Genomic DNA, 24,336 nt, shown 5'->3' on the forward strand with positions numbered 1-24,336 from the left:
AATTCGAAAATGCACCGGCCAACGCGCAACAAGCTCGCTGTTCAGCCTCGCCCGGCTGTCCGGTTGGTCAGTGTCACACCGGCGATGGCCAGCGCGCCGCCGACCACCATGGAGACCAGGATGGACTCGCCCAGCAGGAGCGAGGCGAGAGTGACGCCGAAGACCGGGACCAGGTTGTTGAACACGGCGGTGCGCGACGGACCGATGGCTTTCACGCCTTCGTAATACCACACGAAGCCCAGGACGGTGCCGAATACGCCCAGATAAAGGATGGACGCCCATATCCGCCAGCCGAAGCCGGACCACGCGATCGCCGGCGTTTCGAATGCCGCGCCGGCCGCCAGGAAGGCCAGTCCCCACAGGGCGGCACAAGTCGTGGCGGCCAGCGGCGTCAAGCCCTTCAGCGCAGCGCGGCCGATGATGGTGTAGGCGGCCCAGCTGGAGATGGCGCAGAACATCAGCACTTCGCCCATCCCCACCGACTGGCCGATGTCGTGCAGCGCGCCGGCCGGATCGCCGCGCGTGATCACCACCGCCGCGCCGAGAAACGCGATGGCGATGCCCAGCCATTTGAGCGGGCCGAGTCGTTCGCGGAACAGTAGGGCCGACGCCAGCGCCGTGACGATGGGATTGAGCGCGACGAACAGGGCGGTGCGTCCGGCCGGCATTCTCGCCAGTGCGGCGAAGAAGCACAGGTTGTACAGGAACACGCCGAAGAAGCCCAGCGCGGCGGTCATGGCCATTTGCGAGCGGTTCAGGCGCGGCAAGCCGCCCTCCAGCTTCCATACCAGCAGCAACAGCAGCGCCGCCGCCACCGTGAAGCGGCCGCTTGCCGCCGTCAGCGGCGGCAGGGCCTGCGCGAGTACGCGGCCGGCGATGAAGGTGCCGCCCCAGAACAGGGTGACGGCCACCAGCTTGATATACACCAGCGAGGCGATGGCTGGGGTGGGGGACGAAATTGCCGCCGTCGCTGGAGGGGAAGGCGCGGCCGAGGATGTGGTCATATTGTGATCTCTGCAGAAAGTGATGAATTGCCCGGCGGGCTTGCCGGGGATGGCGGCTTGGCATATATTAATGCTAATGACACCTCATGGAAAAATGAGTAATAACTCATAGTAAAGATGACATTCACCCAACTGGAAATCTTCGCGCTGGTGGCCGAACTGCGCGGCTTTACCGCCGCCGCCGCGCGGCTGGGCATCACGCAATCTGCCGTGTCGCACGCGCTCAAGGCGCTGGAGCGGGAGTGGGGCGTGGAGCTGATCGTGCGGCGCCAGGCCGCCGTCGAGGTGACCGAAATCGGCTTGCAGCTGCTGCAGCGGACGCGCGAAATCCTCGGCCTGTCGGAAGCGATGCGGCAGGAGGTGGCCGCCGCGCTGGGGCTGAGCCGCGGCGTGCTGCGTATCGGTTCGTTCGGGCCGACTTCGTCGCTCAAGCTGCTGCCGGCGATACTGGCGACATACCGCCAGCGCTATCCGGGCATCGAGGTGCACATCGACGAGGGGGCCGACGACGAAGTGCTGCAGTGGATACGCGACCGCCGGGTCGACGCCGGCTTCGTGGTGCTGCCCGAGGACAGCTTCGACACCGTGCCGCTGGTGGAGGACCAGCTGCTGGCGCTGGTCCCCGCCGCCCACGCGCTGGCGCGGCAAGCTTCGGTGACGCTGGCGGACCTGTGCGGCTCGCCGTTTATCATGTCCGAAGCGGGATGCGCGTCGCTGATCGAACCGCTGTTCACCGCGGCGGGGCTGGTGCCGCAGGTGCGCTACCGGATCGCGCAGCTCATCACCTTGCTCAACATGGTTGAACGCGGCGACGGCGTGTCCATCGTCGCGCAGCTGGCGCTTCCGGACCGCGTCGCCGCGCAGCACGAGCGCCTGGTCGCCCTCCCGCTCAAACCTGCTGTGCGGCGCCGCGTCGGGCTGGCGGTGCGCGACGTGCGCCAGGCGACGCCGGCGGCCAAGGCCTTCCTCGACGTGGCCAGGGAAGTGGCGCGCTAGCAGCGCTCCACCGGCTGCCTGCTAGGCCGGACGCAGCAGGCCAGGGGCGCCGTTCAGGGCCAGGGGCATGGCCCTGGCCCAGCGGTTGGAGGACAGCGAAAACGTCAGCGCGCGCACCTGGTGATACCAGCCGGCGGGCACGTACAGCAGGTCGCCGGGATGGACGATGACTTCGATCAGGGTCGCCTGGCGCGCCAGCGGGAACTTGTCGAAATCCGGCGCTTCCGGGTCGAACGGGGAGCCGAACAGGATGGCGTTCGCCTCGCTGGGGTAGAGGAATTCGTCGTGGTGGGGCGGCGACAGGAAAATGCGCTTGCTGCCCCAGATCTGCGCGAAGATGTTGTCGTCGTAGTCGCAGTGCAGCGGCGTCACGGTGCCGGCCGGGCCGATCCAGAAGCGCGGCGGCCCCATTTTGCCGAAATACGTGGGCCAGTGGCACATGCCGTTCAGTTCGCGCAGTTCCAGGTTGCCCAGGTAGGGCGGCAGATCATGGATGCCGGCGGCGACCAGGTCGAGATACTCGAGCATGGTCATGTCCTGCATGGCCCGGTCGGGCGCGAAGGCGGTGTTGATATAGTCGCCCACCCGCGCGCGCACCGGCAGGTGGCTGAAGCGCTCGCGCAGCGTTTGCGGGGTGAGGGCGGTCAGCGGCCAGCGCTTGACCACCCCGTCGACGAGGAAGGGCAGGCCTTCGGCGGCGCGCGCGCGGAACGCCGCCGCATTCAGCGCGCCCAGGCGCGGCACTGCGCTAATGGCGGGCAGCGCGCGTCCGGCTTCCCGTATCGCGACCCGCATGGCGTCGATCGACGTGACGCCGCGGACCTGCGCGTCCCTTTGCTCGCGCGCCAGTTTTCTTGCGGCTGCGTCCTCGGGCGACGTGGAGCGGGATGCTTCCAGCGGCGGCAGCAGGCGTGGCGATTCTTTTTCTTTCGACATCATGTGTACCAATTATTCGTTCAAAAAAACACTGCTATGGCGCAGCCGCGCCCAGCGTCGCTGCGGCATGGTGCAGGGTGACCGCTTGCGCCAGCGACGCGACTGCGGGCCGCTGATGGCGGGCCGGGCCCAGCAAGGCGATCGCAAATGACGGCAATGCCGGCAAGCCGGCATCGGCGCCCAGCACCGCCAGCCCGGGCGGCACCGCGCCGGCCAGCCAGACTGCCGTGGCGAGGCCGCTACGGACGGTCGCGCTGGTCGCCTCGATGCTGGCATTGTCGAATACGACCTTGTATTCAATGCCGTGATCGGCCAGCGCCGAAAATACGGCGGGGCGGAATACGCAGCTTGGGCTCACAAAGCACAGCGGCAGCGGACGCTGCAGGTGCGCTTGGCCGTCGCTGCTCCAGACCAGGGCCTGAAGCGACAGATGGGACCCGCCCAGCGTGCCATGCGGCCCTTCGACAACTGCCAGGTCGACCTCTCCGGACCGGTACGCATCGGCCAGTTCCTTCGACGACCCGGAAACCAGCTCGACCGCCACGTCCGGGAACTGTTCCGCATGGGCTTTGAGGACGGGGACGATAAAGGCGCCGGCCAGGTCGTAGGGCACGCCCAGGCGCACCTTGTCCGCCGCGTCCTGCACGGCATCGGCCAGCAGGCTGTCGTTCAAGGCCAACAGCTGGCCGGCCTGCGACAATACGCGTTCTCCCGCCTCCGTCACCTTGCTGCCGTGGGCATTGCGTTCCAGCAGGGCCTGGCCGAACAAGGCTTCCAGGCGCTTGATTTGCTGGCTTACCGCGCCTTGCGTCATGTGCAAACGGTTCGCCGCCGCCGACATATTGCCCGATTCGGCCACCGCCAGCAGCGTGCGCAGCAGGCGCAGGTCTATATGTCTGGTCACGGCCGGCAGTCCATTAGGATTGTTAATGTCCGCCATTATAAACATTCGATTACAAAAGGACGCGGCTCGCCGTAATGTGGCGGCTGACAACTATTTGGGGGGAATTCAATGCAACAGGCATGCAATCTCGCCGGCGCGCTCGCCGGACTGTCCGCGTACTGGTCGCCGCGCGTGGTCGGGCAGGTCAACGATCAGTTCATCAAGGTGGCCAAGGGCAAGGGCGAAGTGGTCTGGCACGACCATGCGGACGAGGACGAAATGTTCATGGTCATTTATGGGCGGCTTACCATCCGCCTCGAGCACGGGGAGGTCACGCTTGGCCCCGGCGAATGCTACGTTGTGCCGAGGAAGACGCTGCACCAGCCGTACGCGGAGGAGGAATGCGGTTTCATGCTGATCGAGACCGTCACCACCAGGCATACGGGTGACCGGGTGACGGCGCAAACGGTCGCTATCGAGGCGCAACTGTAGGCCACCGAAACGACCTCAGCCGTCAATGTCGGTTATCATGGCGCCCGGTCCGCGATATCAACACCAGCTCGTCTTGCGTGTGGAAACAATGAGTGGTCGGTAAATCGCATGGCAAGGGATGGTAATGAAGGCAGTAGCGGCAAATTCGGGGTCGGCAAACGCAGCCCCGGCCCAGTTTGGTTTGATTAATCTGTTGAAGGCCGGCGCGGCGCAGCTCATCGTACTGCACCACCTGGCCTTCTATGGCCCCATGTCCGACCATGCGCGGGCGCTGATGCCCGACCTGATCGTCTGGCTGGAGGGCAACGCCCGCATTGCGGTGCAAGTTTTCCTCGTCGTGGGCGGCTTCCTGGCTGCCAAATCGCTGTCCCCGGCCGGCCTGCCCGGCCTGGCTGCGCCGTTGCAAACCGTCTGGCGGCGCTACACCAAGCTGGCCCCGCCGTTCCTGGCGGCGACGCTGCTGGCTGCCGCCGCTTCCGCCTTGGCCGGGGCCTGGATGACACACGGTTCGATTTCCGCACCGCTCAGCATTCCCCAGTTGTGCGCCCATGCGCTGCTGCTGCATGGCGTGCTGGGCTATCCCTCGCTGTCGGCGGGCGCGTGGTACGTCGCCATCGATTTCCAACTGTACGCGGCCATGGTCTTGCTGCTGTGGACCGGCGGCCGCCTCGCCTGCGGCCAAAAGTCGCGCTGGCTGATGCCGCTGCTGGTGCTGGCCGCCGTCAGCGCCTCGCTGCTGCACTTCAACCTGGACAGGGCATGGGACGACTGGGCGCCGTATTTCATCGGCAGCTATGGGCTGGGCGTGCTGGCCTGGTGGGCAGGCGACACCGCGCGCCGGCCGGGCGCGGTCGCCCTGCTGGTGGCGATGATATTGCTGCCGGCCCTCGCTGCCCTGATCGTCGACTTCCGCAGCCGCATCGCCCTGGCACTGGCCGTCGCCTGCCTGCTGTTCGTGTTCGGACGCGTCAAAACGGGCGCCGGTTCCGGCCGCGCATGGCGCCTCGTCGGCCGGCTGGCGACGACTTCATATTCGGTCTTCCTGGTTCACTTCCCGGTGTGCCTGGTGGTGAACGCCGCGTTCACCCGCTTCGTGCCGCCGGAGCCGCATTTCCAGGCGGCCGGCATGGCGCTCGCCTGGGCCGCCAGCCTGGCGGCGGGCGCCGCCTTTTACCGCTGGGTGGAGCTGCCGCTGGGCCGCATGGTGTCCGCGCCCAATAGCCCGGCGGCATCCACGTGGCCGAAAATGCAGCCAACGGGCCGCGTGCTTGAGGCTGCGTCGCCACAGTTGAGGTGAGCTTTGGCCGACGGCGTTATCGTGATTATCGCGTTGGCAACTGCTGCCGGGTGATGCGCGCTGTTTTTGCAAAAATCTCATAGCTCGCGCGATAAAATTCATAGGTGTCGTATCGTGAGGGCGGTTACCCTCCCGGAACAGACAATTACCTAGGTATCGCAATGGCAACTTCCACAAACAAACCCGTCATCAAGATCGGCCTGGTCGGCCTGGGCAAGATCGCCGTCGACCAGCACATTCCCGCCATCCGCGCCAACCCCGGCTTCGAACTGGTGGCCGGCTGCTCGCCGCACGCACGGCCGGACGGCATCTCCGCCTACCACGACATGGCCGGCATGCTGGCTGCCCATCCTGAAATCGAGGCGCTGGCCATCTGCACGCCGCCGCAGGTGCGCCATCGCATCGCCAAGGAGGCGCTTGCCACAGGACGCCATGTCTTCCTGGAAAAGCCGCCCGCCACCACGCTGGGCGAGGCCGAGGCCTTGCGCGACTTCGCGGCCGAGTGCCGCGTGAGCTTGCTGGCCAGCTGGCATTCGCGCTTCGCCCCGGCAGTGGGCGCCACGCGCGACTGGATCGCGCAGCGCAAGCTCAAGAACATCCACATCGTGTGGAAGGAAAACGTGCGCCAGTGGCATCCGGGCCAGGCCTGGATCTTCGCCCCCGGCGGCATGGGCGTGTTCGATCCGGGCATCAACGCCTTGTCCATCCTGACGACCATCGTCAGCGACGCCGTCATCGTCAAGCAGGCCAACCTCCACATCCCGGTCAACTGCGACTCGCCGATCGAGGTGCAGATGGAGATGGCGACCGAACAAGGCGTGCCGGTGCGGGCGGAATTCGACTTCCTGCAGGAAAACCTGCAGACCTGGAGCATTTTCGCGGAGGCCGAGGATGGCGGCAAGCTGGCGCTGAGCATGGGCGGCACCATACTGGACATCGACGGCAAGCGGGTGATGGAAGAGGGCGAGCGGGAGTATCCGGGCCTGTACGCGCACTTCCACGAGCTGATCAGCAGCGGCAAGTCCGACGCCGATTTCGCGCCGCTGCGCATCGTGGCGGACGCCTTCATGCTGGGTAAGCGCATCGCCGCCCCTGCCTACGTCGAATAGGCTGCAGCTTCCCGCGAAGGTCTGCCGTCCGTCCAGCCGTGCTAGAATTTACTGCTTATTTGGCAATTCTGGTAACGACCTGGAGAACCACAGTTGAATGAACTGGCCTTCCTGGGCAGCATAGCGCTGCTCTACCTGATGCTCGCCGTCAGCCCCGGCCCCAATTTCCTGGTCATTACGATATCGAAGCCGCTGGCGACCGGTTTCCTCAAAGTCTGCCGCAGGCCTATCATCACGGCCTGCTGACTTCTTCGCCGGGCGCGCGCACAAGCTATGGCCGGGCCAAGCCGCTGATTGACCGGGCGAGCGGGGGACTGCTGACGTTTTTCGGCGCCAAACTGGTGCTGGGGAAATAGCAGCCTATATTCATCGGGTAGCTGTGGACGGGGGGAGGAATCGTTCTACAATACTGCTATCACTGATAGCCTCGACGGAGGTGGGTATGTCCCAATTGATAGTTCGCGATCTAGATCAAGATGTGGTGGATGCGCTCCGGCGCCGAGCTGCCACACATGGCCGTAGCGCCGAGGCTGAACATCGGGAAATTCTGCGTTCCACGCTCTTGGAAAAGCCAAAGAAGAGATTGCTCAAGGATGTCTTGGCGGCCATGCCTTATTTCGGCGACGACGATCTGTTCGACGTACGTTGAGGTTGCCGCGTGGTTTATCTCATTGATACCAATGTCATATCCGAATACCGGAAGGGCGACCGTTGCAATCGGGGCGTTGCCAAATTTTTCGAAAAGGCGGACGACACGGAGCTATTTTTGCCGGTGCAAGTGATAGGCGAAATCCGCGCCGGAGTCGCCAAGGCATACCGGCAAAAAACGATCAAAAGGCCGAAGTCTACGAGCAATGGCTTGAAGTGCTCATGACGGAATTCGAGAATCGAATTATCCCCTTTGATACCGACTGCGCGCAGCTATGGGGTACGCTATTGTCCGGCGAAAAAAGGGATCCGCATACGATAGACAAACAAATCGCGGCAATTGCCATAATGCATGATATGACCTTGCTTACCGGCGACCGAGGTGGTGGTTATCAAGGAATTTCAGCTCGCAATTTGAAGATCGTTGATCCGTTTCAAGACAGGGGTTGATCCCATACTTCATCGAGCTTATTTGTTTTTGATCAGGCCCACTACATGCGCTTCAACACACTACCTGGCAGCATTTTGATTGCAACCGCTGTGCTGACCTCTGCGTTGTCCGCAGCGCCGGCGCGCTCGGCAGAGCTGAGTATCGAGGCGCCGAATGTCGTTGTCATCTCGCCCAAGATCGTGACATCGGGCCAACCGACTGCAGCGGCACTGTCGCAGCTCGCCTCGCAAGGCTTCAAAGCCGTCATTTACCTCGCGCCACTTACCGTCCACGACGCCATTGCCGGCGAAGGCGATATTGTTCGCCGCCAGGGGCTCGAATTCATCAATATCCCGATCCAGTTCGGCCAGCCCGGCGAAGCCGACTTCGAACAGTTCGCCGAGGCGATGGGCCGGCTGCAGGACCAGAAGGTCCTGGTGCATTGCCAGGTCAACATGCGGGCATCGACCATGACGTTCCTGTATCGCGTGATCAAGGCGCATGAACCACCGGAGCAGGCCTACGAGGCGGTTGCGCGGGTCTGGTCGCCAGGAGGCCCGTGGAAGCGGCTTATCATATCCCAGCTGCGCAAGGCGGGAATTGCATTCGATCCCTACTGATCTATTCGTTGGCGGCTAGCGGCTACATGCTGCCGTTCGCCAGCGGCCGGTTTTGGGTATGGCATTTGGGGCTGGGCGATAGGCTGTTCGAACATACTTAGCCCTAATTCCGATGGCTTTTAAACGTGAGCCAAATCTTACGCAAACGTAGACGCCATTGATATCCTTCGAAAATATTCCGCGCTCGCCAATTTGACTGCGCTCCCTGCTTAAGGGCTTGGGCAAGGTGGCTAGTCATGTCTAACGGCGGCCTAGGGGTCAACTGGATACCGGTCACGCGCTTATATAGGCGATTGGCCTGCGCCTCAAGCGAGGCCAGATTGGCCCCAAATGTTGGTAGCGCAGCCTCATCACGAGCGCATTTTTCCTGGAACCAAAGCGACAGCTTGAGGTCATCGCGAAGGATTTCAATCGAGGCTGAATCTGTTGCAATCTCGGAGGCCAACTGCTGCTTCTTAACAACCCAATCCATGCGATTTGAATAAATCGAAGTCACTTCTAGCCAATCATTATTGCCGGAAAAATGAGACTGAAGGTCGGAGGGAAGGACAGTAGAGGTTAGTAGCCGACTATGAGGCCGAACATCCTCAGCCTTTTCATAAACCCGTGCCACCAGCTGGGAGCAGAAGCTGCGATAGGACCTGTCAGTGCTTCCGGGCAGTTCGGGCATATTAATCCCGAAGTTGTAGCCTTGGCCCATGAAATACTTCGCGGCGTCACGGAAGCGCATCATGATGTCTGCGGCGCCTTGGTTCGCCGCGTATGTGTCAAGGTCCCGGTGGCGATAAATTTTCCATGGGGAGTCGGCCAGTTGCTTAGTGAAAAATTCGTGCAGACCAAATGCATCTACGCCACTATCAGGCATTGCTTGGACGCCGAAATTAATGCTGCACATTACCGCAGCGTGGCTGTAGTCGGCGACGCTTCCTGGACGCAAAAGACGCTGAACGTGGACGTTCCAAGAAGCCCCGCAAAGAATAATGTCACCCGCCAGAGGGGTCGAATACTTAGGAATGAGTTCAGACATGTCGTTGAGGTCGGAAGGTGTTCAAAAATTGTCTTGTATGCGGCGGCTTGAGTAGGCAAGGTATTCCCTGATATTGTGGCTTCGTCTATCTTGAAGAAGGGCAAAGCTACGCTGCAAGGAGCCTTCCAATGATACGATACCATTCTACTCAAACCGGCAGCTTTGCAGCTACCATTTTTTGCGTAGACAATTCCGCTTCGCGTCGCTGAGCTCTATTCTCTCTTGATGCACTCCACCGACGAGTAACGGCCAATAAAAGCGCGCGAGGGTCAGTTCCGGCAAGTGGACAAAATTCCAGATTCCAGATTGCCCGAACTGACCTCGGCCTCCCACAACGACAGACGGCACGGCCCATCGCAAAAAATTCTGGCATTGGAGGGAGGAGGTGTCTCTTTTCTGCAGCTAGTCTAATCTGGTCGAAACGGCGAGAGTTCGGTCTAATAGCGTCTAGAATAGCCCAGGCACCATTTTTTCTAGACCGAATTCGACTTTGCAAGGAAATCCGTAGACTGAATTAGCCCTTCTACCACCTGAGGCTAGACTACATTAGACAATTCGGTTTTGCTTTTAGACTGCTTTCGCTGCAGTTCTTCAAAGCGTATTCTGCAGTCGGCAGCGCGGATCCAGAAGTCGTCGCCGGGGAAGCGCAGCAACACGAAGCGCCATGCGTTGCGGCCTTTCGCGTGACGATTGGCGAATAATGATGGAGTCAACGATGCCCCATCGTCGGTAACGATGTACTCATTGACCACGTTGGCGAACTCAACGGTGTTGCAGTAGCTGGTTCGCAGGCTGGTTCCATCTGGCAGAAAGATGTTCTTCCATTGAAACCCTCGCTTCGCCCGGCCATTTTTGCGCAGTGCGAGCCGTTCCATTTCAATCTTCAGCCAGCGCTGCACGAGTTCCGTCACGAAGGTCTCGGGCTTGACGCCTGGATGTGTCTCCATCAAGTGGAATTCGAGGTTCAGGAAATCTATGAAGGGAAGTTTTATAGACTGCGTCGGTTCATATCCCATGATTGGATCCTTTCGAAAGAAGTCTAAAGATTGGACCAATGAAACGGAATATAGTTCGCTTTAGATTATCGCTGCGTGGAAAAGGACCGAATTAGACTTGGAGCATGGCCCAGTAGACCATTCTAGACGATCGCCAGTGTATTTCAGACTGGATTAGACTCAGATGGGCCCAATTAGACTGAACTAGACCAAAGGCGGATTTGGCATACCCGGTCCCGAGGCGGTGCCGTTGGGTTGGCTAACTTCCGTTTGGGGCGATAGCCGACATCTATCAAGCGCACATGGCATCGGATTTGGTCCGGGCGAGCGTTTCGCTTACCGCAAAAGAAAAAGCCCTCCGGTGTTGAGCCGGAGGGCTTTGTGCTTATTCAGCCTTAGATGGTATCCAGTGCCTTGTTGAAGCTGGCGCTAGGACGCATCACAGCGGTGGTCTTCGCCGGATCCGGGAAGTAGTAGCCGCCGATGTCCATCTCCTTGCCCTGTACTTCAGCCAGTTCCGCGACGATCTTGGTCTCGTTCTCAGCCAGCGCTTTCGCCAGCGGCGCGAAGTGCGCTTTCAGCTCGGCGTCGTCGGTCTGGGCGGCCAATGCCTGCGCCCAGTACAGCGACAGGTAGAAGTGGCTGCCGCGGTTGTCCAGCTCGCCGGTACGGGTCGATGGCGACTTGTTGTTGTCGAGCAGCTTGCCGGTGGCTTCGTCCAGCGTCTTGGCCAGGATCTTGGCCTTGGCGTTGCCGGTCTTGATGCCCATGTCTTCCAGCGACACGGCCAGGGCCAGGAACTCGCCCAGCGAATCCCAGCGCAGGTGGTTCTCTTCCACCAGCTGCTTGACGTGCTTCGGTGCCGAACCGCCGGCGCCGGTTTCGTACATGCCGCCACCGGCCATCAGCGGCACGATGGACAGCATCTTGGCGCTGGTGCCCAGTTCCAGGATAGGGAACAGGTCGGTCAGGTAGTCGCGCAGGATGTTGCCGGTCACGGAGATGGTGTCCAGGCCGCGGAAGGCGCGCTCCAGCGTGAAGCGCATGGCGCGCGTCTGCGACATGATCTCGATGTCCAGGCCACTGGTGTCGTGGTCCTTCAGGTAGGTCTGGACCTTCTTGATCACTTCGTTCTCATGCGGACGGTAGGTGTCGAGCCAGAACACGGCAGGCATGCCGGAGTTGCGCGCGCGGGTGACGGCCAGCTTGACCCAGTCGCGGATCGGCGCGTCCTTGACCTGGCACATGCGCCAGATGTCGCCTTCTTCCACGGTCTGGGTCAGCAGCACTTCGCCGGTGGCCAGGTCGGTGATGTTGGCGACGCCGCCTTCCGGTACTTCGAAGGTCTTGTCGTGCGAACCGTATTCCTCGGCTTGCTGCGCCATCAGGCCCACGTTCGGCACCGTGCCCATGGTTTTCGGGTCGAAGTTGCCGTGCCATTTGCAGAAGCCGATCATCTCCTGGTAGATGCGGGCGAAGGTCGATTCAGGCATGACAGCCTTGACGTCCTTCGGACGGCCGTCGGCGCCCCACATCTTGCCGCCGATGCGTATCATGGCCGGCATCGACGCGTCGACGATGATGTCGTTCGGCGAATGGAAGTTGGTGATGCCCTTGGCCGAGTCGACCATGGCCAGCTCCGGACGGTTGGCGTGGCAGGCGTGCAGGTCCTTCAGAATTTCTTCCTTCTGCGAAGCCGGCAGCTTTTCGATCTTGTCGTACAGGTTGGCCATGCCGTTGTTGACGTTGACGCCCAGTTCGTCGAACAGTTTGGCGTGCTTGGCGAACGCTTCCTTGTAGAAGATGCGCACGCAGTGGCCGAAAACGATAGGGTGGGACACCTTCATCATGGTGGCCTTGACGTGCAGCGAGAACATCACGCCGGTCTTGCGCGCGTCTTCCAGTTCGCGCTCGTAGAACTCCAGCAGCGCTTTCTTGCTCATGAACATGCTGTCGATGATTTCGCCGGCTTGCAGCGACACCTTCGGCTTCAACACGATGGTCTTGCCGGAAGCGGTGATCAGTTCCATTTTGACATCGCGGGCTGCGCCCAGCGTCATCGACTTTTCGCCGTGGTAGAAGTCGCCGTGGTGCATATGCGACACGTGGGTGCGGGAAGCCTGGCTCCACTCGCCCATCGAATGCGGGTTCTTGCGGGCGAACTCTTTGACGGCCTTCGGCGCGCGGCGGTCGGAGTTGCCTTCACGCAATACCGGATTGACCGAGCTGCCGATGCACTTGCCGAAGCGGGCCTTCAGGGCTTTTTCTTCGTCGGTTTTCGCGTCTTCCGGATAGTCCGGCAGCTTGTAGCCGCGGCTTTGCAGTTCGCGCACGCAGGCGATCAGCTGGGACACCGAGGCGCTGATGTTCGGCAGCTTGATGATGTTGGTATCCGGGTTCTGGGTCAGGGCGCCCAGTTCGGCCAGGGTGTTCGGTACTTTTTGCTCGTCGGTCAGGAATTCCGGGAATTCGGCCAGCACGCGCGCCGCCACCGAGATGTCGCTGGAGACCACGTCCACGCCGGCTGGCGCGGTGAACTTCTTGATGATAGGCAGCAGGGAATAAGTCGCCAGCAGCGGCGCCTCGTCAGTCAGGGTGTAGATGATCTTGGATTTCTGTGTTGTCATGGTTGGTTATTCCCTTGTGTGCGGTCGGCGCCGGCGGCTGATTTTGTCAGTTCCAGGCTCCTGGTGGTCTTTGTTTACTGGGCGGCAGGGATGTCGCGCGCGGACGCTTTCCCGGCCCAAGTGCGTATTTTAGACTGTTCCCACTATTATTTGGCGTAAACCCTTTCGTGGCGACAATCCGCACGGCCTAATCAGGCAGATTCCCGGCGGCGGGACGTATGGCTTTTCGCGAAAAAGGCATATCAAATCGAGATATCTGCTCAAAAATGATATGTGTTAGTATGGAATAGTTGTTATCGATAACTATTTGAGACGAAAACCCCATGCCCAAGCGCCTTACCCCTATCGCCCTGGCGGCGGTGATGCTGTGCTCTTCCACCATGCATGGCGCAAGCGCGGCCATGGCCACGCCGGACGGCGCGCCGCAGGCGGCCGAGTGGGAGCAGCCCGAGGTGTTCGCGGTGAACCGCGAACCGATGAAATCGACCTTCTTCAACTTCGAAACGCGCGAGCAGGCGATCCGGGGCGACATGGCGGCGTCGAAGTATTACCGCTCGCTGGACGGCACCTGGTCGTTCGCCTATTCGCCCACGCCGGAAGCGCGCCCGCAGCGCTTCTACGAGCCGGGCTTCGATATCGCCGGCTGGAAGACCATCCAGGTGCCCGGCATGATACAGGCGCAGGGCTACGGCCTGCCGGTGTTCACCAACATCAAATACCCGTTCCCGATGAACGAGCCCTTCATCCCGCACGGCATGAACGAAGTGGGTTCCTACCGGCGCGACTTCGACGTGCCGGCTGCCTGGGACGGGCGCGACGTGTTCCTGCACATCGGCGCGGCGGGCGCGGCCTACTACGTCTGGGTCAACGGCCAGAAGGTCGGCTACTCCGAGGATTCCAAGCTGCCGTCCGAGTTTGAGCTGAGCCGCTACATCAAGCCGGGCAAGAACACCATCGCCATCGAGGTGTACCGCTGGGCCGACGGCTCCTACCTGGAAGACCAGGACTTCTGGCGCGTGTCCGGCATCGAGCGCAGCGTGTACGTCTACGCCGAGCCCAAGACGCGCCTGCGCGACTACAGCGTGACCGCGCTGCTCGACAAGCAGCGCTACGCGGACGGCGAGTTCGCGCTGCAGGCCGACATGGCCGGCCAGCCGGGCAAGGGCGAGATTTCCGTCACCGTGTACGACGGCGAGCGCGCCGTGCTGACCGGGAAGGGCGCCGTGGCCGACGGCCGCGCCGCGCCCGTCAAGGGCGTCATCCCCAACGTCAAGGCATGGTCGGCTGAGACGCCCAATCTGTACCGCCTGGTGGTGGAGTACAAGGGCCAGGACGGCGCGCTGATTTCGGCCACTTCGCGCCAGATCGGCTTCCGCACCGTGGAGGTGAAGGACGGCGAAGTGCGCGTGAACGGCAAGCGCGTGATGATCAAGGGCGTCAACCGCCACGAGCACGACCCTGTCACCTACCGCGTGATGTCGATGGAATCGATGCGCAAGGACATGGAGCTGATGAAGCAGGCCAATATCAACGCCGTGCGCACATCGCACTACCCGAACGATCCGCGCTGGTACGACCTGGCCGACCAGTACGGCATGTATGTGTTCGACGAAGCCAATATCGAAACGCACGGCTACATGGAGGCGGGCGACAAGGCCGGCCCGGGCAAGCGTGAAACCATCCAGCTGGGCTACAAGGCGCACTGGAAAGAAGCCCACCTCGACCGCGTGTCACGCATGGTGCAGCGCGACCGCAACCATCCATCCATCATCATCTGGTCGCTGGGGAACGAGGCCGGCACCGGCCCCAATTTCGAGAACGCGGCGCAGTGGATACGCCAGAACGACCCGACCCGCCTGGTGAGCTACCTGGGCCAGGGCACGCTGGGCGAAGAGCATCTGCCGAACTCCTATGTCGACATCTATGCGCCGATGTACGACGATATCGAGAAGATGGCCGACTACGCGCAGGACCCGCGCTACAAGCAGCCGATGATACAGTGCGAATACGCGCACGCCATGGGCAACTCGCTGGGCAACCTGGAAGACTACTGGGAAGTGATACGCGCGCACAAGAAGCTGCAGGGCGGCTTCGTGTGGGACTGGGTCGACCAGAGCGTGTACGCCAAGGACGCGCAGGGACGCAGCTACTGGGCCTCCGGCTTCGACATCAATCCCACGCACGGCGACAACAGCGTGGTCGGCGACGGCGTGGTGCGCTCCGACCGCACGCCGGACCCTGAGTACTTCGAGCTGCAGAAAGTCTATTCGCCGGTGACCTTCAAGGGCGATCCCAAGACGGGCAAGCTGACGGTGGTCAACCGCTACGATTTCAAGGACCTGTCCGAGCTGGACTTCAGCTGGACCATCACGCATGACGGCGTCCCCGCCGCGCGCGGCACGCTGAGCGGCGTGCGCGTGGCGGCCGGCGGCACGCAGACCTTGCCGATCCAGCTGCCCGCGCTGAAGGCCCCGGCAGGCGTCGAATCGGTGCTGACGGTGCAGGCGCGCTACAAGAGCGCATCCACCCCCGGCGTCGCGGCGCAAAGCGTCGCCGGCTGGTCGCAGTTCGTGCTGGCGCCGGCGGCGAAGGCCGCGGCTGTCCCTGCCACCTCGGCCAAGCCGGTGCGCGACGGCGACACCATCACGCTGGCTGCGGCCGGCGCCAGGCTGACGATGGACGCCCGCACCGGCCTGGTGAACTTCAGCGCCGGCGGCCAGGCTCTGCTGGACGGCGGCACGCCGAACTTCTGGCGCGGCCTGACCGACAACGATGAAGGCAGCGGCGTCGACAAGAGCCACAACGTGTGGAAGACCTTCACCGAGCGGCGCAATGTGCGCGCCGTCACGGTGGGCGAGCGCAGCGTCAAGGTGCTGTACAGCTTTGGCGCTGGCGCGGCGCACTGGGAAACCGAGTACGCGCTGTCTGCCGGTGGCGCGCTGCGCGTGAAGTCAGTCTTCACGCCGCTGCGCGACGACTTGCCGGATCCGTTGCGCCTGGGCTTGCGCTTCAACCAGCCAGCCCGCCTTGAAAACGTGAAGTGGTATGGCCGTGGACCGCAGGAATCGTACGCCGACCGCCAGACCGGCTACGCGCTGGGACTCTACGAGGGCAAGCTGGCCGACCAGTACCACGGCTACATCCGTCCGCAGGAGAGCGGCAACAAGACCGGCGTGCGCTGGCTGGCGCTGGTCGACGGGCAGGGTGCTGGCCTGAAGGTGGAGGGCGCGCGGCCGCTCTCCGTCAATGCGCTGGCATTCCCCTACGAGGACCTGTACCTGCGCCCGCGCGGCGAGTGGAAAAGCTCGGAGATCAAGCCTCACGGCGACGGCTCGCTGCTGGTCGACATGGCGCAGATCGGCGTCGGCGGCGACACCGGCTGGAGCCTGGACGGCCGCGCGCACCAGAAGTACCGCATCAAGCTGGAACCTGCCAGCTATGAGTTTACGGTGACGCCTGCCAGCTACAAATAATTGCAAACTGAGAGACAAACTATGAATAAATCCACCCTCGCACTGGCCTTGACCCTGGCCTCGTCCTTGCTGGCGCCGTCGTCGCAGGCGCAAACGCTGCTGAGCAAAAACTTCAGCGCCGATCCGTCGCCGCACTATTTCAAGGGCAAGTACTACGTCTACGCGACCGATGACCAGAACAACTCCGGCAACAAATGGGATTCGACTTCCTGGCGCTTGCTGACATCCAGCGACCTCAAACAATGGGAAGACAAGGGCCCCTTCCTGCCGGCCACGGTGTTCAAATGGGCGGCGGCGGGCGCCAATGCCTGGGCGCCGGAGGCGATGGAATACAAGGGCAAGTATTACTTCTTCGCGCCCGTGAACCAGACGCAGATCGGCCTGGCGGTGAGCGACTCGCCGGACGGCCCCTTCGTCGACGCGCTGGGCAAGCCGCTGGTTGACAAGGCGCGCGACGCCAACGCGGGCGACGAGCCTATCGATCCGGCGGTGTTCATGGACGCGGACAAGCGCATCTATATGTATTTCGGCACCCGTGTGCCGAAAGTGGTGGAGCTGGCGCCGGACATGCGCGGCACCGTCGGTCCGATCCGGGACGTCGCGGTGAGCGGCTTCCCGGCCGCCAGCAAGCCCTATGGCGAGGCGCCCTTCCTGCACCAGCACAAGGGCGTGTACTATTTCTCCTTCTCCACCGGCTGGCCGGGCCAGATCGTCTACGCGACGGGCAAGTCGCCGCTCGGCCCCTTCAGCTACAAGGGCGTGCTGATCGACTACCTGAAGATCTCCACCAACCACCACGCGATCCTGGAGCAGGATGGCAAGACGCTGCTGTTCTACCACGACAACATGCTGCCCGGCGGCGGCAGCCACAAGCGCTCGATCCTGGTGCAGGAGATTCGCTACGACGCGGACGGCAATATGTTGCGTTAAGTGGCGTAGAAATGCACATATTGTGCATGCGTTAGCGTGTGGGCCTGTAATGTTGCGTAAAACATGCATGGCCAGCGCAATATAATTTCACACTCAAGTTGACAAAACGGGAGTGTGAAATGTCTGATCTGTTTGAAAATCCGATGGGCCTGATGGGCTTCGAGTTCGTCGAATTCGCCTCCCCGGTGCCGGGCGTGCTGGAGCCGGTGTTCGAGGCCATGGGCTTCACCAGGGTGGCCCGCCACCGCTCCAAGGACGTCACCCTGTACCGCCAGGGCGGCATCAATTTCATCGTCAACAATGAACCCGGCAGCGCCGCGTCCTACTTCGCCGCCGAACACGGCCCGTCGGCCTGCGGCATGGCCTTCCGCGTCAAGAACGCGCAGCAGGCCTACCGCCGTGCGCTGGAACTGGGCGCACAGGCGATCGACATGCCGGTCGGCCCGATGGAACTGCGCCTGCCTGCCATCAAGGGTATCGGCGGCGCGCCGCTGTACCTGATCGACCGCTTCGAAGAAGGCAAGTCCATCTACGACATCGATTTCGAATACATCGACGGAGTGGACCGCAATCCCCAAGGCGCGGGCCTGACGCTGATCGACCACCTGACCCACAATGTGTACCGTGGCCGCATGGCTTACTGGGCCGGCTTCTACGAGAAGCTGTTCAACTTCCGCGAACTGCGCTACTTCGACATCAAGGGCGAGTACACCGGCCTGACCTCCAAGGCCATGAGCGCGCCGGACGGCATGATCCGCATTCCGCTGAACGAGGAATCGTCCAAGGGCGCCGGCCAGATCGAGGAATTCCTGATGCAGTTCAACGGCGAAGGCATCCAGCACATCGCGCTGTTCACGCCTGACATGATCGGCACGCTGGACCAGCTGAAGGAAGCGGGCGTGCCGCTGATGGACGCGCCGCCGGACACCTACTACGACATGCTGGAAGCCCGTTTGCCGAACCACGGCGAGCCGGTGGCGGAGCTGAAGGCGCGCGGCATCCTGCTCGACGGCACCAGCGACGGCAGCGGCAAGGACGGCGGCCGCCGCCTGCTGCTGCAGATCTTCTCCAAGACCTCGCTTGGCCCGGTGTTCTTCGAATTCATCCAGCGCAAGGGCGACGACGGCTTCGGGGAGGGTAACTTCAAGGCGCTGTTCGAGTCCATCGAGCGCGACCAGATCCAGCGCGGCGTCCTGAAAACTTCCTGACAGGCCAACCATGTTCCAGAATGTCGAATCCTACCCGGGCGATCCCATCCTTACGCTGAACGAGCAGTTCGGCGCCGACCCGCGTGCCCACAAGGTCAACCTGAGCATAGGCGTGTACCTGAACGAAGCGGGCAAGATGCCTGCCATGCGGGCCGTGCTGAGCGCCGAAGCCGCGCTGGCCGAGACGCTGGGCACGCGTCCTTATCTGCCGATGGAAGGCAACGCGGCCTACCGCAGCGCGGTGCGCGAACTGACCTTCGGCCCCGATGCCGTGGCGGCCGAGCGGGTCGCCATCGTGCAGACGCTGGGCGGCTCGGGTGCGCTGAAAGTGGGTGCGGACTTCATCGCCCGCTACTTCCCCGAGGCGAGCGTGTGGGTCAGCGACCCCACGTGGGACAACCACCACAGCATCTTCGGCGGCGCCGGCCTGCCGGTGAAGAAGTACCGCTACTACGACGCGGCAACCGGCCACGTCGACTTCGCCGGCATGATGGCCGCGCTGGAGGCGCTGCCTGCGGGAGACGTGGTTCTGCTGCACGCGTGCTGCCACAATCCCAGCGGCGCCGATCTCGACGAGCCTCAGTGGCGCGAGCTGGCCGCGCTGGTCAAGCGACGCGGCTTGCTGCCGTTCTTCGACATGGCCTACCAGGGCTTCGGCCAGGGCGTCGAGGAAGACGCGTTCGCCATCCGGCACTTCGCCGCCGAAGGCCTTCCCTTGTTCGCGGCGACCTCGTTTTCCAAGAACTTCTCGCTGTACGGCGAGCGTTGCGGCTCGCTCAGCGTGGTCTGCGGCGACGCGCGGCAGGCGGAGAATGTGCTGGGGCAGCTGAAGGCGACGATACGCCGCAACTATTCCAGCCCGCCGACGCATGGCGCGCGCATCATCGCGCGCGTGCTGGGCGACGCAGGACTGCGCGCGGACTGGCGCGCGGAGCTTGATGGTATGCGTGAGCGCGTGCGGGCGATGCGCATCCAGCTGGACGAGGCGTTGCGTGCAGCGTGCCCGGAAGGAGATTTCGGCTACCTGCTCAAGCAGACCGGCATGTTCAGCTACACGGGCTTGGCTGCGGCCGAGGTGGACAGCATGCGCGAGGAGTCGGCGGTGTACCTGGTCGGTTCCGGGCGCCTGTGCCTTGCGGCGCTGACGCCAGCCACGGTGGCGCCCACCGCGCAGGCCATGGCCCGCGTGCTGCGCCGGCGCAGCGGCGCATAAGCACAGCCGAATAACTGCCATTGCCGCGAACGACTGTCATTCCAGGAACTGCCATGGCCGCGAACGGCGGTCATTCCAGGAACTGTCATTCTCGCGAACGCGGGAATCCATGCGGCGCTAGTCTGTAGGCGGGGTATGGATTCCCGCCTGCGCGGGAATGACAATTTTCGATTTCCGCCTGCGCGGGAATGACAATTTTCGCGGTGCTGTTTTGTAGGGAAAGCATGGATTCCCCTTGCTGCCGCAAGTCGTTCCGAAGGCATGGGGCATGCCCCGCTAATTCCCTGCTACACCCGGCGCGGCGGTCCACCGATGCGAAATGACACTTCAGGGTGCTGAGCCCGCCGGCGCGTGGGCCGTCCGTGTTCAGTCCAGGGGGATGACCTTGTCGCCATCGGACGGGCGGCAGCCTTCGGCGATTGGCGCCCAGCCGCGGTGCACCACGACCTGCTTGCCGTCGTGGCAGATCTCCACGCGCTCGCTGCCCGGCAGGCGCCGACGCATCAGCGCTTCGATGGAGGAGGGCAGGCTGACCTGCAGTTTCATCGCGGCGCGGTCCGGGTCGGGGTGGTCGTCGAGGTTCAGCAGGGGAATGAAGCGGGCGGCCAGCATCAGCAGGCGCGAGCCGACATCGACCGGATCCGGCGCGTAGTCTTCCGCCCGCAGCCAGCGCTGCGCGCGTGCGCGCAGGTCGTCGCTGTCGGCCATGCCGGCCCAGGCCACCGCCAGCATTTCTACAAGCCACTGGTTGCAATTCTGGTATTGAAGTCCGTAAGCGTAGGCATTGGCGCTGTACTGGCCCGCGAGCAGGTGCAGCACGCGCGGCGTGTCCAGCAATGCGCCGCGCAGCGCCGGAACGGCGTCCACAGGCACGCGCACCAGCGAAATGTAGCCGAGGGCCGGGTCGTCCGTGCCCATCGCGAAGCCGGCCAGGCCCTGGTCGAAGATGCGCGGGCGGCCTTCGTCGCAGGCGTAATACAGCTGGCGCGCGGACCATACGCCGTTGTCGGCCTTCCACGCCAGCGCCGCGTGCGAATAGCGGATGCCGAAGCGGGACAGGTCCAGACCGGAACGGCTGACCAGCGCGACGCTGCCGTCGCTCGCCGCCAGCTCTTCGCGCACCACGGCGGCAAAGCGCAGCAGGCGGTCCTGCTCGGGCGCGGTCAGATCGCGCGCGCGGTCGCAGAAGCGCGATTGGCCCGAGGTGCTCGACATGCCGGGCATGCCGGAGGAGGCTTGCGCCATGCCCGGCATGGCGGCAGATACCGCGCATGCAGCGGCGCAGGCCGCAATCGCCGCCGCGCAGGCCTTCAACAACTGCTTGCGAAGCTTCAAATGCTCACAGGGCGTGCGGCCATTTCGCCATACCACTCATCGGCCAGTACCAGGTAGAACGCGATGCGCGTGTCGTTGCGTGCGAACTCGATGCCGTAGACGCGGTTCTGCGCGTACACCAGGTCGCCCTTGTCCAGCTGCTGCTTGTCGAAAGTCGTTTTCGGCAGGTCCAGCACGATGCGCTTGTTCGGCTCGTCGCCCTGCATGGTGATGCGCGTCATGCCGTCGCGGCCCGGCGTCTGGGCGATGTCGATGATGTGGTAAGTGCCGTCGGCGGTCTTGTTGTCGCCGCTCGAGCTCTTGCTGGAGCCGCTCAGCGAATCGGACACGCTGCCGCTGGAGGCGGAACCGGCGCTGGATGCTGACGAAGTGAAGCTGTCGGCGGCGGCGTTGAAGCTCAGCGCCAGCGCGCCGGCCAGGCAGACAAAACGGAAAGAGGAAAGAATGTGCACGGTTTATCCTTGAGTCGCAGCAAAAATGGAAGAACCGCCATCATAACGGATCATGCAGCAAAGTTGGCGATGGGCATGAATAGTGTTCGGGGATTCGAGGGCAGGGGCATGAAACCATATCTTGCGTAGAAAGCCGCAGCCGCATCGTCCTTCGCGTCAACAAAAAACGCGTAGCCTGCCACTTGTTCCGCCGCAGCGCGCACGCGGTCCATGGCATTCATCAGCAAATCAACTCCGAGACACTGTCCCTGCATGTCCGTACGGATGGCCAGCCTTGCCAAGGTATAGCCAGGTACGTCGCGTGGCAGCTTTCGTGCGTATGCTACTGGCAAGGCGTCGTTGGGAGTCATCGAACGTATGGCTAGCGCATAAAAGCCCAGGACCTCGGCGGGAGCCGCATCGTCCAGCAGGACGTAGGTTCTGGAAATCCTCTTCCTCATGTGCTGGCCAGCCATCTCTTGCAGCCATGTGTTGAGGGCTGCGATTCCACAATCAAAGGCGCTGACATCATGCGTCGCGTTCAGCGGGCTGATTGTATAGGCCATTGCTTATCCTGTTCTTGTACCGCGCATAAGCCTTGGACAAGGCCTTGTTGGGCGGACTTGGGTTATCCAGCGCGCTGATAAACATGGCTGCATCTTCTTGGGAGAATCGTATCGTTCGTTCCTGGTCGATGATTTTCTCGGCTTTTTCCAGAGCGGCCTGCACGAGAAATTGATTCAAGGTGGCACCGCTGAGATCAGCCGCCTCCTGCAATTTCTCCGCGACCAGGCTGGACACGCGGGCAGTAATCCTGCCTCGTTCCTCGGTTGCGGCACTCATATGTTTCCTCCTCGACGCCTATGCCATTTGATCATGGTAGCATGCTGGCGGCAAAATGCCACCACATCGCAGGCAGGACGAGCTAGCGCCTGGCCCATGCCACCAGCGGCGCCAGCAGGCGCGGGCCCCAGGACCGCGTGAAAGCGGCAAGCAGTATGGCGGCCGCCAGCGACATCACCCACACCAGCACCGCCATCGACATGCGAGATGTAATCAAAATCATGATTGGTCAAACCAATTTGTGAATTGGTCTTGCCGCTGCTTGCGCCTGGGACTATATTCACGGCAGCAATGCCCAGTGACATCCCGTGATGCGGCTAGCCAGCGCCGCGTCTGACCAAGCAAGCAACCGTGAAGGAAACTCAGCGTGAAAGAAAAAGGCTTAGCACCGATCAACCGGCGCAATTTGTTGAAGGCGGCTGGCGCCGCCGGCTTGATGCTGGCAACCAGCGCGTACGGCGCGGACGCGCGCAAGCGCTACGCCGTGGTAGGCGTGGGCTCGCGGGCCCGTATGTTTACCGGGGCCATCACGGGCAAATACAAGGACGGCAATGAGATCGTGGCCGTGTGCGACCGCAATCCCGGCCGCGCCGCGCTGGCCGCCAGGAAGATCGCTGCAACCGGCGCCAGCCAGCCGCGCCCTTACGCGCCGGAGGACTTCGAGCGCATGGTCCGCGAAACGAAGCCGCACTTCGTCATCGTCACCACCACCGACGCCAGCCACGACGACTACATCGTGCGCGCGCTCGATGCGGGCTGCGACGTCATCACCGAAAAGCCGATGACCACCACGGCCGAGAAGGCCCAGCGCATCCTGGATGCGGTCAAGCGTTCCGGCCGCCATATCCGGGTGACCTTCAATTATCGCTACTCGCCGCCGCGCACCCAGGTCAAGGATTTGCTGATGAGCGGCGAGATCGGCGACGTGCTTTCGGTGGACTTCACCTGGCTGCTCAACACCGTGCACGGCGCCGACTATTTCCGCCGCTGGCACAGCGACAAGGCCAATTCCGGCGGCCTGATGGTGCACAAGGCCACCCACCATTTCGACCTGGTGAACTGGTGGCTGGGCGCGCAGCCGGAATTGGTGCAGGCCTTCGGCTCGCGCCAGTTCTACACGCCCGCCACGGCCAGGCGCATGGGCCTGCAGGGCGCGCACGAGCGCTGCCTGACCTGCACCGAGAAGGCCAAGTGCGGTTTCTACTTCGACCTGGCGGCCGACCCCGGCCTGAAGGAACTCTACCTGGACAACGAGAAGCACGACGGCTACTTCCGCGACCAGTGCGTGTGGCGCCCGGAGATCAATATCGAGGACACGATGAGCGTGATGGTCCGCTACGACAACGGTGCCCAGCTCAACTACGCGCTGCAGGCCTACGACGCGTGGGAGGGCTACCGCATCGCCTTCAACGGCACCAAGGGACGGCTGGAGCACAGCATCGTAGAATCGGCCGGCGTGGCGGGGGCGGACGCGGTGCAAAGCAAGAGCAACGCGGTGACCACGCGCATTATCCCGCTGCGTGGCGCGGCGCGCGAGGTCGAGCCCTGGACCGGCGCCGGCGGCCACGGCGGGGGAGACGATGCGATGCTCGCTGAAATCTTCGGCGCCGCCCCGGCGGATAAGTACAAGCGCGTGTCCGACGAGCGCGCTGGTGCGTATTCCATCCTGGTCGGCGTGGCCGCCAACCGCTGCTTCGAATCCGGCGGCACCGTGCGCATCGCCGACCTGGTCACTGGCCTGACGCCGCCGGACCGGGCGCCCATGCCGGACCGCAAGACGCCGGTGCCGATGCCGTTCAGGGTGAAAATGCCCTGAGCTGCGGCCGGACCACCTAAAAC

Annotated in this window: 24 protein-coding genes; 13 read left to right on the forward strand and 11 right to left on the reverse strand. The window is 62.9% G+C overall.

The window, feature by feature from the left end:
• Nucleotides 1-41 precede the first annotated feature (41 nt).
• Nucleotides 42-1,004 carry a DMT family transporter gene (locus tag ACSQ8Y_RS05305; RefSeq protein WP_436265411.1) on the reverse strand — a complete coding sequence of 321 codons (963 nt, stop codon included), beginning with the start codon at nt 1,002-1,004 and terminating at the stop codon, nt 42-44.
• Nucleotides 1,005-1,121: 117 nt separating this feature from the next.
• Between ACSQ8Y_RS05305 and ACSQ8Y_RS05310 the strand changes: the two genes are divergently transcribed.
• Nucleotides 1,122-2,000 (forward strand): LysR family transcriptional regulator, encoded by an 879-nt coding sequence (locus ACSQ8Y_RS05310; RefSeq protein WP_436265412.1) that lies wholly within the window; start codon nt 1,122-1,124, stop codon nt 1,998-2,000.
• Nucleotides 2,001-2,021: 21 nt separating this feature from the next.
• On the opposite strand, the gene ACSQ8Y_RS05315 is transcribed toward ACSQ8Y_RS05310, so the two are convergent.
• Both ACSQ8Y_RS05315 and ACSQ8Y_RS05320 read right to left on the reverse strand, forming a co-directional pair.
• Nucleotides 2,022-2,936, reverse strand: a complete 915-nt coding sequence (locus ACSQ8Y_RS05315) for a cupin-like domain-containing protein (protein ID WP_436269756.1) — start codon at nt 2,934-2,936, stop codon at nt 2,022-2,024.
• A 34-nt stretch (nt 2,937-2,970) separates the two neighbouring features.
• A complete protein-coding gene (locus ACSQ8Y_RS05320) occupies nt 2,971-3,840 on the reverse strand; it encodes a LysR family transcriptional regulator (RefSeq protein WP_436265413.1) in 870 nt (289 codons plus the stop codon).
• Between the two features lie 108 nt (nt 3,841-3,948).
• Between ACSQ8Y_RS05320 and ACSQ8Y_RS05325 the strand changes: the two genes are divergently transcribed.
• The 7 genes from ACSQ8Y_RS05325 to ACSQ8Y_RS05355 all read left to right on the forward strand — a co-directional run bounded on the left by ACSQ8Y_RS05325 (nt 3,949) and on the right by ACSQ8Y_RS05355 (nt 8,415).
• A complete protein-coding gene (locus ACSQ8Y_RS05325) occupies nt 3,949-4,311 on the forward strand; it encodes a cupin domain-containing protein (RefSeq protein WP_436265414.1) in 363 nt (120 codons plus the stop codon).
• A gap of 124 nt (nt 4,312-4,435) precedes the next feature.
• Nucleotides 4,436-5,608, forward strand: coding sequence for an acyltransferase family protein (locus tag ACSQ8Y_RS05330; protein ID WP_436265415.1), 1,173 nt, complete (start codon nt 4,436-4,438; stop codon nt 5,606-5,608).
• Between the two features lie 161 nt (nt 5,609-5,769).
• On the forward strand, nt 5,770-6,717 hold the full coding sequence (locus ACSQ8Y_RS05335; protein ID WP_436265416.1) for a Gfo/Idh/MocA family protein: 948 nt from the start codon (nt 5,770-5,772) through the stop codon (nt 6,715-6,717).
• Nucleotides 6,718-6,810: 93 nt separating this feature from the next.
• On the forward strand, nt 6,811-6,963 hold the full coding sequence (locus tag ACSQ8Y_RS05340; RefSeq protein ID WP_436265417.1) for a hypothetical protein: 153 nt from the start codon (nt 6,811-6,813) through the stop codon (nt 6,961-6,963).
• A 196-nt stretch (nt 6,964-7,159) separates the two neighbouring features.
• A complete protein-coding gene (locus ACSQ8Y_RS05345; RefSeq protein ID WP_436265418.1) occupies nt 7,160-7,366 on the forward strand; it encodes a FitA-like ribbon-helix-helix domain-containing protein in 207 nt (68 codons plus the stop codon).
• Between the two features lie 221 nt (nt 7,367-7,587).
• Nucleotides 7,588-7,815 carry a hypothetical protein gene (locus tag ACSQ8Y_RS05350; protein ID WP_436265419.1) on the forward strand — a complete coding sequence of 76 codons (228 nt, stop codon included), beginning with the start codon at nt 7,588-7,590 and terminating at the stop codon, nt 7,813-7,815.
• 45 nt (nt 7,816-7,860) lie between these two features.
• A complete protein-coding gene (locus ACSQ8Y_RS05355) occupies nt 7,861-8,415 on the forward strand; it encodes a protein tyrosine phosphatase family protein (RefSeq protein ID WP_436265420.1) in 555 nt (184 codons plus the stop codon).
• A gap of 103 nt (nt 8,416-8,518) precedes the next feature.
• Here the strand turns inward: ACSQ8Y_RS05355 and ACSQ8Y_RS05360 are convergent, their stop codons facing one another.
• The 3 genes from ACSQ8Y_RS05360 to ACSQ8Y_RS05370 all read right to left on the reverse strand — a co-directional run bounded on the left by ACSQ8Y_RS05360 (nt 8,519) and on the right by ACSQ8Y_RS05370 (nt 13,064).
• Nucleotides 8,519-9,442, reverse strand: a complete 924-nt coding sequence (locus tag ACSQ8Y_RS05360; protein WP_436265421.1) for a YiiX/YebB-like N1pC/P60 family cysteine hydrolase — start codon at nt 9,440-9,442, stop codon at nt 8,519-8,521.
• A gap of 536 nt (nt 9,443-9,978) precedes the next feature.
• Nucleotides 9,979-10,458: a hypothetical protein gene (locus ACSQ8Y_RS05365; RefSeq protein ID WP_436265422.1), complete on the reverse strand. Its 480-nt coding sequence runs from the start codon at nt 10,456-10,458 to the stop codon at nt 9,979-9,981.
• Nucleotides 10,459-10,832: 374 nt separating this feature from the next.
• The gene (locus ACSQ8Y_RS05370) at nt 10,833-13,064 is read right to left on the reverse strand and encodes an NADP-dependent isocitrate dehydrogenase (protein ID WP_436265423.1); all 2,232 of its coding nucleotides are present in this window, start codon (nt 13,062-13,064) and stop codon (nt 10,833-10,835) included.
• A gap of 323 nt (nt 13,065-13,387) precedes the next feature.
• Between ACSQ8Y_RS05370 and ACSQ8Y_RS05375 the strand changes: the two genes are divergently transcribed.
• The 4 genes from ACSQ8Y_RS05375 to ACSQ8Y_RS05390 all read left to right on the forward strand — a co-directional run bounded on the left by ACSQ8Y_RS05375 (nt 13,388) and on the right by ACSQ8Y_RS05390 (nt 19,888).
• The gene (locus ACSQ8Y_RS05375; protein ID WP_436265424.1) at nt 13,388-16,537 is read left to right on the forward strand and encodes a glycoside hydrolase family 2 TIM barrel-domain containing protein; all 3,150 of its coding nucleotides are present in this window, start codon (nt 13,388-13,390) and stop codon (nt 16,535-16,537) included.
• Between the two features lie 21 nt (nt 16,538-16,558).
• A complete protein-coding gene (locus ACSQ8Y_RS05380) occupies nt 16,559-17,467 on the forward strand; it encodes a family 43 glycosylhydrolase (protein WP_436265425.1) in 909 nt (302 codons plus the stop codon).
• 119 nt (nt 17,468-17,586) lie between these two features.
• Nucleotides 17,587-18,675: a 4-hydroxyphenylpyruvate dioxygenase gene (hppD, locus tag ACSQ8Y_RS05385; RefSeq protein WP_436265426.1), complete on the forward strand. Its 1,089-nt coding sequence runs from the start codon at nt 17,587-17,589 to the stop codon at nt 18,673-18,675.
• A gap of 10 nt (nt 18,676-18,685) precedes the next feature.
• Nucleotides 18,686-19,888, forward strand: coding sequence for an aromatic amino acid transaminase (locus ACSQ8Y_RS05390; protein ID WP_436265427.1), 1,203 nt, complete (start codon nt 18,686-18,688; stop codon nt 19,886-19,888).
• Nucleotides 19,889-20,254: 366 nt separating this feature from the next.
• Here ACSQ8Y_RS05390 and ACSQ8Y_RS05395 read toward each other — a convergent pair whose 3' ends face one another.
• From ACSQ8Y_RS05395 to ACSQ8Y_RS05415, 5 genes are all read right to left on the reverse strand, one after another.
• Nucleotides 20,255-21,142 (reverse strand): DUF2145 domain-containing protein, encoded by an 888-nt coding sequence (locus ACSQ8Y_RS05395; protein ID WP_436269757.1) that lies wholly within the window; start codon nt 21,140-21,142, stop codon nt 20,255-20,257.
• Nucleotides 21,143-21,219: 77 nt separating this feature from the next.
• On the reverse strand, nt 21,220-21,675 hold the full coding sequence (locus ACSQ8Y_RS05400) for a hypothetical protein (protein ID WP_436265428.1): 456 nt from the start codon (nt 21,673-21,675) through the stop codon (nt 21,220-21,222).
• Between the two features lie 50 nt (nt 21,676-21,725).
• Nucleotides 21,726-22,220 carry a GNAT family N-acetyltransferase gene (locus ACSQ8Y_RS05405; protein WP_436265429.1) on the reverse strand — a complete coding sequence of 165 codons (495 nt, stop codon included), beginning with the start codon at nt 22,218-22,220 and terminating at the stop codon, nt 21,726-21,728.
• Nucleotides 22,183-22,497, reverse strand: coding sequence for a DUF1778 domain-containing protein (locus tag ACSQ8Y_RS05410; protein WP_436265430.1), 315 nt, complete (start codon nt 22,495-22,497; stop codon nt 22,183-22,185). The genes ACSQ8Y_RS05405 and ACSQ8Y_RS05410 overlap by 38 nt, the downstream gene beginning before the upstream one ends.
• 82 nt (nt 22,498-22,579) lie before the next feature.
• Nucleotides 22,580-22,720 carry a hypothetical protein gene (locus tag ACSQ8Y_RS05415; protein WP_436265431.1) on the reverse strand — a complete coding sequence of 47 codons (141 nt, stop codon included), beginning with the start codon at nt 22,718-22,720 and terminating at the stop codon, nt 22,580-22,582.
• 144 nt (nt 22,721-22,864) lie between these two features.
• On the opposite strand from ACSQ8Y_RS05415, the gene ACSQ8Y_RS05420 reads away from it, so the two are divergent.
• Entirely contained in the window at nt 22,865-24,313 is a 1,449-nt protein-coding gene (locus tag ACSQ8Y_RS05420; protein WP_436265432.1) for a Gfo/Idh/MocA family protein, read from the forward strand.
• The last annotated feature ends 23 nt before the right edge of the window (nt 24,314-24,336 follow it).

It is taken from the genome of Pseudoduganella sp. LjRoot289, assembly GCF_964252925.1.
Classification (GTDB): domain Bacteria; phylum Pseudomonadota; class Gammaproteobacteria; order Burkholderiales; family Burkholderiaceae_D; genus Rugamonas.